At 67.7% G+C, this 14,365-nt stretch carries 13 protein-coding genes, 1 tRNA gene and 1 pseudogene; 11 read left to right on the forward strand and 4 right to left on the reverse strand.

Annotated elements, in window-relative coordinates; all coding sequences use genetic code 11:
• Nucleotides 1-135 precede the first annotated feature (135 nt).
• From GTY58_RS23310 to GTY58_RS23320, 3 genes are all read left to right on the forward strand, one after another.
• Nucleotides 136-1,803 carry a lysyl oxidase family protein gene (locus tag GTY58_RS23310; protein ID WP_237528878.1) on the forward strand — a complete coding sequence of 556 codons (1,668 nt, stop codon included), beginning with the start codon at nucleotides 136-138 and terminating at the stop codon, nucleotides 1,801-1,803.
• Between the two features lie 261 nt (nucleotides 1,804-2,064).
• Nucleotides 2,065-2,262, forward strand: a complete 198-nt coding sequence (locus tag GTY58_RS23315; RefSeq protein WP_037649079.1) for a hypothetical protein — start codon at nucleotides 2,065-2,067, stop codon at nucleotides 2,260-2,262.
• A gap of 127 nt (nucleotides 2,263-2,389) precedes the next feature.
• Nucleotides 2,390-3,577: a tachylectin-related carbohydrate-binding protein gene (locus GTY58_RS23320; protein WP_010985885.1), complete on the forward strand. Its 1,188-nt coding sequence runs from the start codon at nucleotides 2,390-2,392 to the stop codon at nucleotides 3,575-3,577.
• A 364-nt stretch (nucleotides 3,578-3,941) separates the two neighbouring features.
• On the opposite strand, the gene GTY58_RS23325 is transcribed toward GTY58_RS23320, so the two are convergent.
• Nucleotides 3,942-5,207, reverse strand: a complete 1,266-nt coding sequence (locus GTY58_RS23325) for a CHAP domain-containing protein (RefSeq protein ID WP_042493444.1) — start codon at nucleotides 5,205-5,207, stop codon at nucleotides 3,942-3,944.
• 1,148 nt (nucleotides 5,208-6,355) lie between these two features.
• On the opposite strand from GTY58_RS23325, the gene GTY58_RS23330 reads away from it, so the two are divergent.
• Genes GTY58_RS23330 through GTY58_RS23345 form a run of 4 tightly spaced genes read left to right on the forward strand, consistent with a single transcriptional unit; the run spans nucleotide 6,356 to nucleotide 9,310 of the window.
• Nucleotides 6,356-7,615, forward strand: coding sequence for a nucleotide sugar dehydrogenase (locus GTY58_RS23330; RefSeq protein ID WP_010985887.1), 1,260 nt, complete (start codon nucleotides 6,356-6,358; stop codon nucleotides 7,613-7,615).
• A gap of 26 nt (nucleotides 7,616-7,641) precedes the next feature.
• A complete protein-coding gene (locus GTY58_RS23335) occupies nucleotides 7,642-7,800 on the forward strand; it encodes a hypothetical protein (RefSeq protein ID WP_154696731.1) in 159 nt (52 codons plus the stop codon).
• Between the two features lie 20 nt (nucleotides 7,801-7,820).
• Entirely contained in the window at nucleotides 7,821-7,994 is a 174-nt protein-coding gene (locus GTY58_RS23340; RefSeq protein WP_107082983.1) for a peptidase, read from the forward strand.
• Between the two features lie 29 nt (nucleotides 7,995-8,023).
• Nucleotides 8,024-9,310: a glycosyltransferase gene (locus tag GTY58_RS23345; RefSeq protein ID WP_249374390.1), complete on the forward strand. Its 1,287-nt coding sequence runs from the start codon at nucleotides 8,024-8,026 to the stop codon at nucleotides 9,308-9,310.
• Nucleotides 9,311-9,650: 340 nt separating this feature from the next.
• On the opposite strand, the gene GTY58_RS23350 is transcribed toward GTY58_RS23345, so the two are convergent.
• Nucleotides 9,651-9,724 (reverse strand) — tRNA-Gly (locus GTY58_RS23350).
• Nucleotides 9,725-9,993: 269 nt separating this feature from the next.
• Between GTY58_RS23350 and GTY58_RS39765 the strand changes: the two genes are divergently transcribed.
• From GTY58_RS39765 to GTY58_RS41380, 4 genes are all read left to right on the forward strand, one after another.
• Nucleotides 9,994-10,161: a hypothetical protein gene (locus GTY58_RS39765; RefSeq protein ID WP_154696732.1), complete on the forward strand. Its 168-nt coding sequence runs from the start codon at nucleotides 9,994-9,996 to the stop codon at nucleotides 10,159-10,161.
• Nucleotides 10,162-10,235: 74 nt separating this feature from the next.
• Nucleotides 10,236-10,811: a dCTP deaminase gene (gene dcd / locus GTY58_RS23355; RefSeq protein ID WP_010985889.1), complete on the forward strand. Its 576-nt coding sequence runs from the start codon at nucleotides 10,236-10,238 to the stop codon at nucleotides 10,809-10,811.
• A 20-nt stretch (nucleotides 10,812-10,831) separates the two neighbouring features.
• Entirely contained in the window at nucleotides 10,832-11,341 is a 510-nt protein-coding gene (locus GTY58_RS23360; protein ID WP_010985890.1) for a phosphoribosyltransferase, read from the forward strand.
• A 158-nt stretch (nucleotides 11,342-11,499) separates the two neighbouring features.
• On the forward strand, nucleotides 11,500-11,631 hold the full coding sequence (locus tag GTY58_RS41380; RefSeq protein ID WP_255253744.1) for a hypothetical protein: 132 nt from the start codon (nucleotides 11,500-11,502) through the stop codon (nucleotides 11,629-11,631).
• 753 nt (nucleotides 11,632-12,384) lie between these two features.
• On the opposite strand, the pseudogene GTY58_RS23365 reads toward GTY58_RS41380, so the two are convergent.
• Nucleotides 12,385-13,283, reverse strand: a pseudogene (locus GTY58_RS23365) (IS5 family transposase).
• 14 nt (nucleotides 13,284-13,297) lie between these two features.
• Nucleotides 13,298-14,149, reverse strand: coding sequence for a methyltransferase domain-containing protein (locus GTY58_RS23370; RefSeq protein WP_010985892.1), 852 nt, complete (start codon nucleotides 14,147-14,149; stop codon nucleotides 13,298-13,300).
• Between the last annotated feature and the right edge of the window lie 216 nt (nucleotides 14,150-14,365).

Below are 14,365 nucleotides of genomic sequence, written 5' to 3' on the forward strand. Positions count from 1 at the left end.
GACAACAGGTTTGTCGGTCTCACAGATTGCTCACAGAACCGGCCTCGGCGCGTGGGGGCGCGTCCGTAACGTCGGCCGGTCGTGGGCTGTCCAGTCCGATGCCACTTGACCATGGCACTCGCAGACGAGGAACCGATGACCAGTCAGAAACACCGCAGCCGCCCGAGACGTGTGGCGCTCGCCGCCGGAGCCGCGCTCACCGTCGCCGTCGCCGGGGCCGGGGCCGCTCCCGGAGCCGGGGCGGCGAGCACGGCCGCGAAGCCGAAGCTCAAGCTGATCGCCGCGTCGAACTCCGTGACGCTCGAGCGCTGGGAGGGGGAGCCCGGGGTCTATCTGGACCTCGGGACGTATGTCACGGTCGACGGCGCGCCGCTGGAGTTCAAGGTGACGCGGAAGTCGTACAAGGACCCTGTCGTCGCCCAGCAGATCATCCGCAACGGAACGAGCACGCAGAAGAAGGCACTGCCCGCCGGACTGGTGAAGGACTTCTCCGGTCTGCCCGGCTTTCTCGAGGTGTCGGTCAAGAACGCGGCCGGTGCGGTGGTGTCGAAGAGCAAGGGGACCTTCTGCCCCAACAACGCCTCCGGGCGCCTGCGTCCGGACGCCCCGGCGACCTCGCACTATCCGGAGAGCTGCGCCACCAATCCGTTCACGCTGGGCTCGGTGTGGGGCGTCGAGAAGGGATGGGCGTCCAACTCCAGCACCGTCGACTACGACACGCCGGTGGACCTGCCGACGGGCGAGTACACGGCCAAGGTGTCGGTGGCCAAGAAGTACCGCGACCTGTTCGGCATCCCCAATGACCAGCCGACCATCAAGGTGACGGTACGGGAGCAGAGTGACGGGGGCGGAGAGGGGATGACCTCCTCGCGGTCCTCCGCCCACCACGGTGGCGCGCACTCCGGGCACTCCGCGCACTCCGCCCACCACTACGGTCCCCGTGGCGCCGACGACCCCACGCCGCCCGCGCTCTCCCACGCGCTGGAGGACCGCGGCACGGCACACCACCTGGGCGACGGCCGCGGGCACACCGACGGCTCGCGCATCGCGCCCGCGCTGAAGCCGGCCGCCAAGCGGCCCACCGGCCGTGCGGGCGTCCCGGCGAACGTGCCGAAGCCGGACCTGCGTTCGCTGCCGGCCTGGGGCATCGCCATCACCGACGGCGAGGACGGGGACGTACCCGGCAAGGACTACCTCGCCTTCAGCGCGAACGTCTGGAACGCGGGCCCCGCCCCGCTCGTCGTGGACGGCTTCCGCAGCCCCGGCAAGGACCTGATGGACGCGTACCAGTACTTCTACGACGCGAAGGGCAAGCAGGTCGGGTACACGCCCACCGGCACCATGCAGTGGGACCCGCGGGAGGGCCACGAGCACTGGCACTTCACGGACTTCGCGAGCTACCGGCTGCTGAGCGCGGACCAGACCAAGCAGGTGCGCAGCGGCAAGGAGGCGTTCTGCCTGGCCAACACCGACGCCATCGACTACACGGTGAAGAACGCCAACTGGCACCCGAACAACACCGATCTGTCGACCGCCTGCGGCGAGCAGAACTCGATCTCCGTCCGTGAGGTCCTCGACGTCGGCTCCGGCGACACGTACACCCAGTACCGTCCCGGCCAGTCCTTCGACATCACCGGCCTGCCGAACGGCACGTACTACATCCAGGTGATCGCCAACCCCGAGAAGCGGCTCCAGGAGACCAACCTGAACAACAACGTCGCGTTGCGCAAGGTCGTCCTGGGCGGTACGCCGGGCGCCCGTACCGTGACCGTGCCGCCGCACGACCTGATCAACGCCCCGTAGGGGACCGCGGCGCCCCCAGGGGCACGCACCAGGCCCAGGTCGATGACCTGGGCCTTCGTCATGGGGCGGGGGACGAGCATCCCTTCCGGTGCGGCGCGGCCGGTGGACTCATCAGTCCAAGGCCCTTTCCGTCCATCCGTGAACCCTTTTCACGGGCCTGAGCCGCGACGAACCTATGGGGCACCGGCCAGGCCGAGCGTCACCGCGGGGCGCGACGGCAGACCGGACACCGCAGCTCACCCCGGAAGGACGGAAACAGTCATGCCTCGCACCCGAATCGCCCAGGCCGCCGCGGTCGCCTCCCTCGTCGTCGTGGCGTCTCTCGCCGCCCCGGCTCTCGCGTTCCCGTCCGAGGCGGACGCGGTTCCGGCCTCCTCCGTTCTCGCCGACGCCGGCTGGCAGATCGCCCCGGCGGACGCCGGCCGGCAGCTCGCCCCGGCGGAGGCCGGCCGGCAGTGAGCCGCCCGTTGCGCAGCGGCCGCCCACAGGTGATCGGCCGCGCCTTCGCCATGCCTTCGGGTCACGCCGGCGACCCACCGTTCGACGCCCGCTTGCCTGACCGTAACCACCCCAGGGGGAACGAAAAGTGAAGAACATCCGGAAGACCGGCCGTGGAATCGCGGGCCTGCTGACCGCCGGCGCACTGAGCGCCGGGCTGCTCACGGCGACCGCCACCACGGCCGAGGCGGCCACCACCTGCTCGGGCGGCGTGAACATCTACGGCGTGCTCGACGACGGCAGACTGACGTTCAGCACCATCAACCCGGCCACCGGAAACCTCGCCAAGGTGCTCGTCGGACCGGATCTCGGCTTCGAGCCGAAGGCCATGGCGACCCTCAACTTCAACACCATTCTGGTGACCTCGACCTCCGGCGCCCTCTACCGCGTCGACGTCAAGACCAACAGCAGCAACCTCGCCCTGCTGAACGCGCCGGTGAAGATAGCCGACAGCGGCTGGACCCACGACAAGCTCACCTACGACGGTCACGGCCACCTCTACGGCACCACCGCCGCCGGTCTGCTGCTGCGCTACAACGTGACCGAGGACAAGCCCGCCGGCTCCCAGCACATCGGCGCGCGCACCGAGATCGACACCGGGTTCGTGCTGAAGACCCTCACCGCCACCGGCGACGACCGGCTCAGCGCCACCACCGAGGACGGCAGGCTGCTCGACTACACGATCGCCGGCGCGGGTTCCTGGAAGAGCAACGCCCTGAAGACCTCCGGCTGGTCCGGCTTCAACCAGCTCGTCTCGCCCGGCGGCGGCCTCTACTACGGCCGTCTGGCCACCGGTGCCATGTACTGGTACAAGGACGCCAACCCGACCGACGGCTCCGGCGCCGACATCTCGTACCACCTCGACGACCCGGTCAACACCAGCGGCTGGACGCAGAAGCTGCTGTCCGCGCAGCCGGGCACCTATACCTGCACCACCACCGCGGACACGGTCGACCGCGACAACATCACCGAGGTCAAGGCCGCCGGCCGGCAGCTGATGAACGACAAGGACTCCGCCTGGGCCACCTCCGCGCAGTGGAACTGCTTGGAGACGCTCTGGAACCACGAGAGCAACTGGCGCTGGAACGCGACCAACCCGTCCTCGGGCGCCTACGGCATCCCGCAGTCCCTGCCCGCCTCCAAGATGGACGTCGCGGGCGACGACTGGAAAGAGAACCCGCTCACCCAGATCAAGTGGGGCCTGAGCTACATCGACGGCCGCTACGGCTCCCCGTGCGACGCGTGGGCCTTCTGGCAGGCCAACAACTGGTACTAGAACCAGGACACCGCACAAGGGTGACGCCCCCTCCACGAGGGGGCGTCACCCTTTTTTGCGGGGAGTTGCCGGAGTTGACCACGCCGTCGAGGGTGACCTGTACGCCGTAGGGCTGCTGTGCGCTCCGCCGCGCGTTCCGCCATAGGCCCGCCGGTGCGTGCCGCCGTACGCCCCGCCACAGGCCGCGACCGCGAGGCTGTACGTCGAGCAGCTCGCCTCCGCGGCGAAGTCGGAGGTGACGGCGCCCGCCCGAAACGGTCACCGTCGACGCGGGATTCCGGCGGTCCTCCGCACGGTCGGAACACGAGAGGGCCCCGCCGTAACCGGCGGGGCCCTCAGGGGCGGGAGCGGGGGAGAGAGGGGATCAGTCGACGGGGGAGGTGAAGCCCGCGATGTCGCCCGCGTTCAGCGGGTTGTTGTTGGTCTTCCAGTTGTAGGTGGTCTTCTTCACCATGTCGCTCTCGTTGCCGCCGACCGTGGTGACGTAGTCGCCGTCGACCGCGACGACCAGGTTGACGTGGTTGGCGTTGCCGCCGCCGCTGTAGCCGTAGACAACGGCGTCGCCGACCTTCGGGGTGCTGTGCAGGGTGCCGTTGTTCTGCCCGTAGGTGTAGAGGCTGCCGGCCTCCGGGGTCACGCCGCTGGTCTTGGCCCCCACGTTGGCCCACACGTAACGGACGAACTCGGCGCACCAGGCACCCGGGTAGTGGAAGTCGAAGTCGTTGAAGTCCTTGCCGACCTGGGCGTTGGCGACCTTGGCTATCTTCTCGCCGGTGGTGGCGGAGGGCGCCGGGGGCACGTAGGCGCAGTTGTTCGCGTAGGCCGACAGCAGGCTCTGGGTCCAGCCGGAGGCGTCCACCGGGTCGCTGGAGTGGTACGCGATGTCGGAGCCGTCACCGTCGGTCGGGTCGACGTCGTGGTACCAGTACATGCCACCGTTGGTACGGCCGTAGTACAGGCCACCGCCGGGGGAGGTGAGCGAGTCGACCGCGGACCAGCCGTCGCTCTTGAGCGTGGCGCGCGTCCAGTCGCCCACACCGTCGATCTTGTAGCTGTACAGCTGGCCGCCCGAGGTCGAGGCGATGATGCGGTCGTCGCCGGCCGCGGCGAGGGTCTTGAGGACGAAACCGGTGTCGATCACCACGTGCTGGCCGATGTGCGCCGAACCCGAAGGCTTGGCCTGGGACACGACGTACTGGTGGAGCTGGCCCTCGACCGTGCCGTAGAGGTGGCCTGCGCCGTCGTACACCATCTTGTCGAACGTCCAGCCGCCGTCCCAGATCTTCACGACGCCGGCCACGGTCAGCGAGGTGTTGTTCGTCTGCACGTCGACGCGGTAGAGGTCGCCGGTGGTCGAGGTGACCAGGACCGTGTTGAAGTTGAGGGTCGCCATGGCCTTCGGTGTGAAGCCGAGGGCCGGGCCGATGAGCGTCTTGGTGCGGTCGCCGGTGTTCGGCTCGATCTGCGTGTACGTCAGCCGGCCGTCCGACAGCGTGCCGTAGATCGACACGTCACCGGTGCACGAGGCGGCGGCCTGCGCGGCCCCGCCGGTGACCGTGACCAGTCCGAGGGACATCGCGCCGACGGCGAGGGCGGCGGAGGTACGGCGGACGGCGTTGCTCAGCTTCATGGGATCTCCTGCGGCATGGAAGTCGAGCGGGCGAAGGCACATCCCTGGCCCAGACAGCTGCCCTGCAGGTACAGCTGTGAAGGTTGTCGCGGGTGTGACGCCCGGTGGCAGGAGCTACTTTCGCCGCAGTGGGCGGGGGTGGAAAGAGAGACCGCGTGGACGCAAGCGGCCCTGGCCCGTTGCGTCCTGACGAGGTGTGGGCGCGCCCTGGCCGGCCTGCCGCCGAGGCACGACACAGGGCGCAAGAGCGCGCCCGCTTCGTCGAACGAGCCCTCGCGCTCCCGCGCGCCTCTGACCAGCGCTCACGGAATGTCTGCCACCGGCTGAAACTTGGACGACTTGTGGAGGCGCTGACCGGCGCGGTCATGAGTCGAGACCACGCAGACCGAGGTGATCACCCAGGTCGAGCTGCGCATGCGGGCCACGGGCCCAGGAACCCGGCGACCCGTCTTCTACTGGGACGAGGGCGGCACCTTCACCTACGACCGCACGCTGTCGTACGCGTGGATCGCGGATCCCGGAAGCGAATGCTCTTCGCGAGTGCATCGGCCTTGATGTCGCGATCTGGAAACGTCCCTCCCGCTTGGCGGGCAAATCCTTGAAGCCCTGACCATCAGGGAAACGGAGCAAGTTGTGAAGATCTTTCCAGGCGCGTCGGGGCGTCAGCGGCTGGCGGCCGGAAGCGATTGACCTTCGCTGAAGATGCCCTGAGATGCCCCGGCTTCGCGAGCGAGGCCGGGGCGTGGGCACCGTGATGTGCCCTGGTTGGCAGCGGCTTGACGGCGTGACACCCCGCCGTCGGACGGACTCGGAGGCGATCCGCAGGTTTCGAATTGGTAAAGAGGGGTTCCGCCTAGCGAATCTTTGTTGAATTCTTAAGATCCACAAATGAGGGGAGTTTGTGAAGATCGCTGGCCGTCGTACGTGCACGTTCAGGCAGGGGTCTGGACAAGGCCGGTGACGCGGTGATGGTTCGACGTAGGCGTTTGCTGCAACCCGACGGGGGTTCAGCGCGACGCTCCCACACCGCTCTATGCAGTACCCGACGCCGCGAGCTGCCTGCTTCAGGAACAGGCAGCTCGCATTTCAGGGGCGCCGTTTTCCAGTTCGCGCTTGTTCGCGGACTGGCTGAAGGGGAGGAAACCACCATGCACGTTTGCGTGCTCGGGCAGGGCTATGTCGGCCTGCCCCTGGCCCTGAGGGCCGCCGAGGCCGGACACACCGTGACCGGCTACGAACCGGACCGGAAGCGTTGCGAGCAGCTGGCCGCCGGATCGTCCTACATCGAGGACATCGAATCCACGCGGCTCCAGCGAGTGCTGCGTTCGGGCGCCTACACCGCCAGCTCGGATCCGAAGGACCTCAAGGGCTTCGACGTTGCGGTCATCACCGTGCCGACCCCGCTGACCGACCGTGCCCCGGATCTCAGCTGCGTACGAGAAGCCGGCGGCGTACTGGCCGAGTGGCTGGAGCCGGGCGCCACCGTGGTGCTTGAGTCGACTACGCATCCGGGCACCACCCGTGACTTGCTCATCCCCCTGCTGGAGGAGGGCTCGGGCCTGGTCGCCGGGCAGGACTTCCATGTCGGCTTCAGCCCCGAGCGCATCGATCCCGGCAACGCCGACTGGCGGCTGGAGAACACGCCCAAGATCGTCGCCGGGCTCACGGATGCCTGCCTGCGGCAGGTGAAGGCCTTCTACGACTCGGTCACCGAAGTCACCGTCCCGGCCTCGGGGCTGGAAGAGGCCGAGCTGGCCAAGGTGTTCGAGAACACCTACCGGCACGTCAACATCGCGCTTGTCAATGAACTCTCGCGGATGGCTCACACACTTGGCGTGGACGTGTGGCACACCCTGGAGTTGGCCGCGACCAAGCCGTTCGGGTTCACCAAGTTCCTGCCTGGACCGGGCGTCGGCGGACACTGCCTGCCCATCGACCCTGTCTACCTCAGCCACCACGTCAAGGCACGGCACGGGCAGACCTTCCGGCTCATCGAGCTGGCTCAGGACATCAACGAAAGTCAGCCCGACTATGTGGTGCGTCGCTTGCAGGACTCGCTCAGCCGTCGCTTTCGCCGCAGCGTCCACGGTGCTCGCATTCTCGCCCTGGGTGCCGCATACAAGCCGGGAACCGCGGACGCCCGCCAGTCGCCGGCCGTCCAGGTCATCGACCGGCTGCGCACCATGGGCGCGGACGTCACCGTCGTAGACCCCTACTTGTCGGACGGCGGCTCCAGGGAGATCCCCTTCGCCGCTGTGGAGGACGGCACGAGCGTCGCCGACTTCGATGCGGTGGTCCTGCTCACCCCGCATGGCGAGTTCGACCTCACTCAGCTCGCCGCCGAGGCCGCATACGTGCTCGACACCCGTGGCGTCATGGCGACAGCCCCGCACGTCGAGCGGCTGTAGAGCACAGAGGGACCAACGCCGTGGGGATGAGGGAGCGAGATCCCGTCCCGGCCGAGATCCAGGGCGCCGTGGGGCCGCTGACGGCCCACGACGTGTACGACGTCACGGAGGTCGCCGACGAGGCGGCCCATGTGCCGGTCATACGCGGTGCCATGCCGGCCCGCGACGACATCGGGCGTCTTTGACGCTCGGGAAAGAGGTAAACATGTACGGACAGAATGGTGTGGGTGCCGCGATCGGTACGGCCACCGGGGGAGCGGCGTTGGCCGCCACGGGCGGCACGGCTCTGGGCTGGATCGTGCTGGGGGCCATGCTCCTTGTGGTCAGCGGCGTGGCGGTCTTCCGCCTGGCGACCCGCGGTAAGCGAGTGATCGCTTGAGCACTTCATCACGGGCCCGATTCACCGTGGTGACCGCTGTGGTGGTGGCGGCTCTGGCCGCTGCCACCGTGGTGGTGCACCTCCAGTCGAAGAGCCCGATCCTGACGTTCTACTGGTGGCTGGGCACGATGGTGATCGTGCTCTGCCTGGTCTCTTTCCTGAAGGGCCGGTCCTTCACGCACCTGCCCGTGGCCCCCGGTCGAACGGTGGCCATCATCCCCGCCTTCGAGGAGCCCACGGACAACCTGCACCGAACGGTGTGGTCGCTGCTGGCCCAGACGCATCCGATCGACGAGATCCACGTGATCGACGACGGCTCGAAGCAACACCCCGTGGAGCCCTTCGAACACCCCCGGGTCTTCTGGCACCGGCAGGAGAACAAGGGCAAGCGCGGAGCGCAGGTCACGGTGCTCCGCCACCTTCAGGCGGAGGGCAAGCACTTCGACTTCGTTCTCACCATCGACTCGGACGGCGAGCCTTTCCCGGATGCACTGGAGCAGCAGCTCCGGGCCATGAGCAATCCGAAGATCCAGGCCACCACGGGGATGATCTACATCCGCAACTTCGAGGAGACCTGGGTCTCCAGGGCTGCGGACATCGACATCGGTACCTCGTGCGTGATGATGCGGTCCTCGCGCTCCATGCTCGGAGCGCTGGAGACCACGTCGGGCGCACTCGCTCTCTACCGGGCCGAGCTGCTCTACGACCACCTGGATGCCTACGAGGTGGAGTGCGGAACGGGCGACGACCGTTGGCTGGCGCTGCGGGCCCTCATGCGCGGTGAGGTCGTGGCCGTCAACGAGGCCGGCGTGATCACTGACATGCCGACCACGCTGAAGAAGACCTACCGGCAGCGCCTGCGCTGGGCCCGGTCATGGTGGTGGATGCTGCCGTTCGTCTACTCCCGGCTGTCCCTGAAGCAACTCATCTCGCCGACCTTCGGTCTGCTCCAGCTCGTCATCACCCCTGTGATGCTGGCCTGGACACTCGTGATGACGCTGATGACCCTGGGCGGCCGGTACCACAACCCCGGCGTGGCCCTGGTCTACCTCGGGGTCTACCTCGTGGTCCGGTACGGCCAGTCGGGTCTGTACGTACTCATGCGGCCGGACATGACCACGCGCCAGCGGTGGCGCTCGTGGCTCGTCGGAACCCCGACGGCCGTGTTCATGAACATCGTGCTCCTGTGCCCCACCCGCTACTGGGCTCTGTTCAAGCTCCGCGACAACGCGTGGCAGTCCCGAGGACTGACGGCCAAGACGGCCCTGCCGAAGGGCCGCCACTACGCCGAGGCGAAGGATCTGACGAACGCGTGAGTGCCGACAAGGTGATCACGAGCGAGCCGCCGAGGCCCTTCACCGCCGCCTGACACAAGGCCCAGCCGAGTCGACCGGGCCGACGGCCGCACCCGCTCGGCGTCTGTTTGCCGACGGGCGGGTGCTGGTCCCCATGCCGTCGCGACGGACAAAGCCTGCCTTGGACCCCGGCGCCTCGCAAAGGCGATCCAGGCCGCACGGAGGACGAGGGCACGTACGCGCACGGCAACCGGGTTCCTGGTGACGTCCGGCGACTGGTCCTCCCGCATTCGTCCGGCACGCGACGAGTGATCACAGCGGACAGCAAAAAGGCCCGGGTCTGCGACCTGGGCCTTCGTTGTGGAGCGGGTGACGAGAATCGAACTCGCGCTCTGAGCTTGGGAAGCTCATGTTCTACCATTAAACTACACCCGCGTAAGACGCCGGTTGAGCCGGTGTCTGAATGCTCGCTCACTGTACCTCATGCCCGGCCCCTGGCGCTGAAGCCATGGGGTCGGTGCGCGTTCCGGGTGGTGGACGCGGCTGCGGGGGGCCGGAGTTGGGGCGTACGGTGGAGGTGCTGAAGAGGGCTTGGGCGGGGGCGGAGTGCCGCTTGGAGAGCCATCCTTTTGATCCCGTAATGTGGCTTTCGTCGTCAGTCACGTCAGTGAGACGAAGGCTCTTGGGGAAGGGACTCTGAGGACTTGATGGAGCGCACCGTCGTCCGTTGTGCCGAGGGGCACGTGTTCAGCACCGCTTCGTTCCCGATGCAGAAGGCCGACAGGCTCGGCCCCGGCCGGCTCATCCGGTGTCCGCGCTGCGCGCGGATGCGGCACGCCGTGCCGGTCGCCCTGGAGAGGCAGCAGCGGTAGCAGCGGCAGAGAGAACAGGGCGCGCGGGTCGTCACGATTGTGGCCGGTCCGCGCGCCTTGCGTATCCTCGGGACGTGCTTCTCTCAGACAAGGACATCCGGGCCGAGATCGACGCCGGACGGGTCCGTATCGACCCGTACGACGAATCCATGGTGCAGCCCTCGAGCATCGATGTGCGGCTCGACCGCTACTTCCGGGTGTTCGAGAATCACCGCTATCCGCATATCGACCCTTCCGTCGAGCAGGCCGATCTGACGCGTCTCGTCGAGCCCGAGGGCGACGAGCCGTTCATCCTTCATCCCGGGGAGTTCGTCCTCGCCAGTACCTACGAGGTCATCTCCCTCCCCGACGACCTCGCGTCCCGGCTGGAGGGGAAGAGTTCCCTCGGGCGGCTCGGGCTGGTCACCCACTCCACCGCCGGGTTCATCGATCCCGGGTTCTCCGGGCACGTCACGCTCGAGCTCTCCAACCTCGCCACCCTTCCGATCAAGCTCTGGCCGGGCATGAAGATCGGGCAGCTGTGCATGTTCCGGCTCAGCTCGCCCGCCGAGTTCCCCTACGGCAGTGACCGCTACGGTTCCCGCTACCAGGGGCAGCGCGGACCCACCGCCTCCCGGTCCTTCCTCAACTTCCATCGGACCCAGGTGTGAGCGGGAGCGTCGAGAACGCCATGAGTGACGTACGCGAGAACCTCACCTACGAGCGGTTCGGCACCGCTGTCCGTGAGCTGGCCCAGGCCATCGCCGACGACGGGTACGAGCCCGACATAGTGCTCAGCATCGCCCGGGGCGGGGTGTTCGTCGCCGGCGGGCTCGCCTACGCCCTGGACTGCAAGAACATCCACCTGGTGAACGTGGAGTTCTACACGGGGGTGGGGACGACGCTGGAGATGCCGGTGATGCTCGCTCCCGTCCCCAACGCCATCGACTTCTCCGACAAGAAGGTGCTGATCACGGACGACGTGGCCGACACCGGGAAGACGCTGAAGCTCGTGCGCGACTTCTGCGTCGACGCCGTCGCCGAGGTCCGCAGCGCCGTGATCTATGAGAAGTCCCACTCCCTCGTGAAGTGCGAGTACGTGTGGAAGCGCACGGATGAGTGGATCAACTTCCCGTGGAGTGTCTTGCCCGTAGTACGGAAGTCTGGCGAGCCCGTGACGCCTTCTAAGGAGGCCATCTAGGTTCGATCGTGCGTTCGGCACTGCATGTGGTGACCCCACGAGTGTCAGTGCCAACCGATATGCTTCTGCCGTCCACTTCCGGTCCATCCCGAGCTTCGGACCTAAGAGCCGAAGGCCCCTCTAGCCAGGGGTTCGCACGACCGGACTGGAAGTGTGACATGGCAGATCTGCGAAAGCCGGAAGAGCCGGACCGTGATCCTGGACGGGGCCCCACCAAGGCCGAGATCTTGATCGCGATCCTCACGGCAATCTCGGCGCTCGCAGGCTGTGTGGAGCAGCTCGCGCGGTAGTGCCGCGCAGCGAGGTGGTGCCGGAAGACAGGGCCCAAGCGAAACGGGCCCGACCGTCTGATACTCGGCCGGACCCGCTTCGATAACTCCATGCACGGGCCCGGGCCTGGTCTAGCCACCAGGGCCGGGCCTCCGTGCTGGAGGGCTTGGAGTCTGGGTTATTTGACCAAACTCATTTGGTCAAACGCGCTTGGCCAACCCAGTTTGCTTGGCCACTATATCTACCCTAGCCCCGGCTAGCTCTAGTCGGCCCTAGCGGTTCCTAGCCGTTCCTGGCGGTATTCAGGCACTGGTAGCGGCTACCCGCCCGATGTTTCCGCTGGTCAGAGACCCTGAGATGACGCTACGGGGGCCTCAGTGCCCGGTAGCGATAAGTGCCTATCTCTGCACTCTTAGTTACCGCGGGTCGAATATCACTCCCGTCCCACCACTTGCCCCGTCCCACCACTTGCCCCGTCCACCGTCGCCCCAGGCAGTCTGTACGCGCACCCCCTGCTGCCTGCCATGCGACGGCGCTCTATCAGATGCGGTCTGGCATGTGGGACGGGTGTGGAATCAGGTTCGGTCCGGTGCATCGGCCCTGGTGCCCAGTGCCTGAATCGGCGATCACCTTGGGGCATGTGGTGGCGCGGGGCCGGGGCCGGGGCGGCGCGGGCCGAAGGCAGGAGCGAAGCCCCGAGTCCCGAGCCCGGCGCCGGCCCACTGTGCGGGCTGGTGGTGTGCATCTCGGGTGCGGCGGCTGGGCCGTGTCTCTCAACTTCGTAGCCAGGTGATGACGGCCGCCAGTACGGCTGCAGAGCGATAGACGATCACGAGTGTCATATCGGGTGGCCAGGCCCCGCCACTGCTTGAGCAGGTTGAAAGATCGTTCCACGAGGTTCCTACGCTTGTAGGTCTCGGTGTCCATAGCGCGGGAGGCGTCCGCCGCTGCAGCCCTTTCTCTTGCGGTTGGCCTGCTGATCGGCGCGTTCAGGGATCACGGTGCGGATGCCACGGGCCGCGAGGTCCGCGCGGACCTGCTTCGAGGAGTACGCCTTGTCTGCGAGCAGGGCGTCCGGTGTAGTGCGCGGCCTGCCGCGGCCGAGTCGCGGAACCCGGATGTCGCCCAGCAGAAGGGGCAGGACCTGCGCGTCGTGGACCTGGCCCGGAGTGACTACGACGGCCAGCGGGCGGCCGTTGCCGTCCACGGCGTGATGGATTTTGGTCGTCAGGCCCCCGCGGGACCGGCCTATGGCGTGGCCCGCCGGCTCACTCCTGGTGGCAGGAACTTCGGTCTTGCTGCGGCAGGTGGCGGCGCCGGTGTCCTTCTCCGGCCGGACCGTGTTCGTGGCGTGCTGGTGGGCCCGGTTGATCGTCGAGTCGACCGAGACCGTCCAGTCGACTCTGTGGATCGAGTCCGCCTGGGCGGTCAGCTGCGCCAGAACCGTGTCCCAGGTGCCGTCCGCTGCCCACCTGCGAGGGCGCTTCGACACCGTCTGCCATGGACCGAACGCTTCGCGGGGCAGATCTCTCCAGGGGATTGCGGTGCGGTACCGGTAGATGATCCCTTCGACGATGCGCCGGTGATCGGCGAACGGACACCCTGCCTTCCCCGTGTTGTGGGGAAGGCAGGGCACCAGGCGAGCCCACTGTTCGTCAGTCAGCAGGCGCATGCGCCCGCTCGTGGTCACCGAGGCTGGTAGGCGGTGGCCAGCACGGAGACGGTGACCTGGTCGGACAGGAAGCCGTCATCGTCGAGGTCTGCACGGCTCACATGGCGGGCGCTCGGCGTCATCGCCACCAGGTCCAGGGCATCCTGCCTGGACAAGGTCGCGGGGTATTCCACCTCTTCGGTGACGGCGGCCTCGAAGAAGGGGTCCAGCGCCTGGTGCAGGCGCTGTTCCTTGGCCGGGTCGATCGTGACCATCGCAGGCAGCCGGTCGCGCAGCTCGGCCAGGTGCCGTCCGGTGGGACGGACCACGATCAACCGGCCGGTCGGGCGCAGCACGCGGTGGAACTCGGCCGGGTTGCGCGGGGCGAACACGTCCAGCACGACATCGGCCACCCCGTCGGCCAGCGGGAAGGGACGGAAGACGTCCCAGGCCACCGCGGCGCCTCGGTCGTGGGCACGGGCTGCCGAGCGCAGCGCGCGCACCGATGTGTCCAGACCCAGACCACGGGCGCCGGGCAGCCGGTCGAGTACGCCGGCCAGGTAGTAGCCCGTGCCGCATCCCACGTCCACAATCGTGGCCTGCTCAGGCGCGGTATCGATCGCCAGGCGGGCCCCGACGTTGCGGATGGGCGCGTAGGTGCCGGTGGACAGGAACCGGCTCCGGGCCTGGACCATGGCTGTGTCATCGCCGCTGGTGGCGCGTGTGCCCGTCAGCAGGCCGGCGTAGCCGTGGCGGGCGATGTCGAAGGTGTGGCCGACCGGACAGCGCAGTGCGCCGCGGAGGAGGTACAGATGGCGCGTGCGGCACGTCGGGCAACACAGCAGGTCGAGGGACAGTGCGAGGGCAGGGGGAAGCGACACGGGCACGAGGCACTCCTGGCAAGGGCGAAGGGAAGAGACCGTGCCTGCACGCGCGCTCAGAGCGTCACTGCCTCAGGAAGGAACGAGCAGTGTCGGGAACGTGATTCACGCAGCAGGCACACCAAGGAGGGCGACGCCGTCCGGCATCGCCCTCAGCGCCTTCCTGTCACAGGAAGCAGCAGTGCGGGGTGCTCATGAATGCCACGTCATGAGTTTACGAGC

Source organism: Streptomyces sp. SID5469, from assembly GCF_009862865.1.
GTDB classification, from domain to species: Bacteria; Actinomycetota; Actinomycetes; order Streptomycetales; family Streptomycetaceae; genus Streptomyces; species Streptomyces avermitilis.